Source organism: Corynebacterium axilliensis, assembly GCF_046097495.1.
Taxonomy (GTDB): Bacteria; Actinomycetota; Actinomycetes; order Mycobacteriales; family Mycobacteriaceae; genus Corynebacterium.
In genome coordinates, this window is sequence record NZ_CP175767.1 from 1 (window position 1) to 2,539 (window position 2,539).

The window sequence follows — 2,539 nt, forward strand, 5'->3', positions numbered from 1 at the left end:
TGAGTCTCATGAGAAGCTGACGCCTGAGGTTAAGACGACGGTTGAGAAGCTTGATGAGCATGAGGCTATTGAGGGTGGCAAGGTTATTACTGACCATGTTCACTTCAAGGGTCTTGTTCCGGGTAAGGAATACATCCTGAATGCTGAGCTGCGTAACAAGGCTGATGGGTCTGTTATTGGTAAGTCCGCGGAGCCGGTGAAGTTCACTCCGAAGTCTTCTGAGGGTGACTTGAAGGATGTCAATGGCGGTCGCGGTGTTGACATCGTTGTCAATGATGATGTTGAGGCTGGTTCTGTCGATAAGGCTGTTGCCTATGAGTACTTGACCTCTACTGAGGTTGATGCGTCTGGTAAGGATTCCGAGTCTGGCGACGAGAATAAGATTGCTGAGCACACGGATATTAATGATGATGCTCAGACTGTTGAGTCTCATGAGAAGCTGACGCCTGAGGTTAAGACGACGGTTGAGAAGCTTGATGAGCATGAGGCTATTGAGGGTGGCAAGGTTATTACTGACCATGTTCACTTCAAGGGTCTTGTTCCGGGTAAGGAATACATCCTGAATGCTGAGCTGCGTAACAAGGCTGATGGGTCTGTTATTGGTAAGTCCGCGGAGCCGGTGAAGTTCACTCCGAAGTCTTCTGAGGGTGACTTGAAGGATGTCAATGGCGGTCGCGGTGTTGACATCGTTGTCAATGATGATGTTGAGGCTGGTTCTGTCGATAAGGCTGTTGCCTATGAGTACTTGACCTCTACTGAGGTTGATGCGTCTGGTAAGGATTCCGAGTCTGGCGACGAGAATAAGATTGCTGAGCACACGGATATTAATGATGATGCTCAGACTGTTGAGTCTCATGAGAAGCTGACGCCTGAGGTTAAGACGACGGTTGAGAAGCTTGATGAGCATGAGGCTATTGAGGGTGGCAAGGTTATTACTGACCATGTTCACTTCAAGGGTCTTGTTCCGGGTAAGGAATACATCCTGAATGCTGAGCTGCGTAACAAGGCTGATGGGTCTGTTATTGGTAAGTCCGCGGAGCCGGTGAAGTTCACTCCGAAGTCTTCTGAGGGTGACTTGAAGGATGTCAATGGCGGTCGCGGTGTTGACATCGTTGTCAATGATGATGTTGAGGCTGGTTCTGTCGATAAGGCTGTTGCCTATGAGTACTTGACCTCTACTGAGGTTGATGCGTCTGGTAAGGATTCCGAGTCTGGCGACGAGAATAAGATTGCTGAGCACACGGATATTAATGATGATGCTCAGACTGTTGAGTCTCATGAGAAGCTGACGCCTGAGGTTAAGACGACGGTTGAGAAGCTTGATGAGCATGAGGCTATTGAGGGTGGCAAGGTTATTACTGACCATGTTCACTTCAAGGGTCTTGTTCCGGGTAAGGAATACATCCTGAATGCTGAGCTGCGTAACAAGGCTGATGGGTCTGTTATTGGTAAGTCCGCGGAGCCGGTGAAGTTCACTCCGAAGTCTTCTGAGGGTGACTTGAAGGATGTCAATGGCGGTCGCGGTGTTGACATCGTTGTCAATGATGATGTTGAGGCTGGTTCTGTCGATAAGGCTGTTGCCTATGAGTACTTGACCTCTACTGAGGTTGATGCGTCTGGTAAGGATTCCGAGTCTGGCGACGAGAATAAGATTGCTGAGCACACGGATATTAATGATGATGCTCAGACTGTTGAGTCTCATGAGAAGCTGACGCCTGAGGTTAAGACGACGGTTGAGAAGCTTGATGAGCATGAGGCTATTGAGGGTGGCAAGGTTATTACTGACCATGTTCACTTCAAGGGTCTTGTTCCGGGTAAGGAATACATCCTGAATGCTGAGCTGCGTAACAAGGCTGATGGGTCTGTTATTGGTAAGTCCGCGGAGCCGGTGAAGTTCACTCCGAAGTCTTCTGAGGGTGACTTGAAGGATGTCAATGGCGGTCGCGGTGTTGACATCGTTGTCAATGATGATGTTGAGGCTGGTTCTGTCGATAAGGCTGTTGCCTATGAGTACTTGACCTCTACTGAGGTTGATGCGTCTGGTAAGGATTCCGAGTCTGGCGACGAGAATAAGATTGCTGAGCACACGGATATTAATGATGATGCTCAGACTGTTGAGTCTCATGAGAAGCTGACGCCTGAGGTTAAGACGACGGTTGAGAAGCTTGATGAGCATGAGGCTATTGAGGGTGGCAAGGTTATTACTGACCATGTTCACTTCAAGGGTCTTGTTCCGGGTAAGGAATACATCCTGAATGCTGAGCTGCGTAACAAGGCTGATGGGTCTGTTATTGGTAAGTCCGCGGAGCCGGTGAAGTTCACTCCGAAGTCTTCTGAGGGTGACTTGAAGGATGTCAATGGCGGTCGCGGTGTTGACATCGTTGTCAATGATGATGTTGAGGCTGGTTCTGTCGATAAGGCTGTTGCCTATGAGTACTTGACCTCTACTCGAGGTTGATGGCGTCTGGTAAGGATTCCGAGTCTGGCGACGAGAATAAGATTGCTGAGCACACGGATATTAATGATGATGCTCAGACTG

Annotated in this window: 1 pseudogene; it reads left to right on the forward strand. The window is 49.0% G+C overall.

What is annotated here, in order from left to right:
- Nucleotides 1–16: 16 nt before the first annotated feature.
- A pseudogene (locus ACKFR8_RS00085) lies at nucleotides 17–2,438 on the forward strand (VaFE repeat-containing surface-anchored protein); the annotation flags it as partial.
- Between the last annotated feature and the right edge of the window lie 101 nt (nucleotides 2,439–2,539).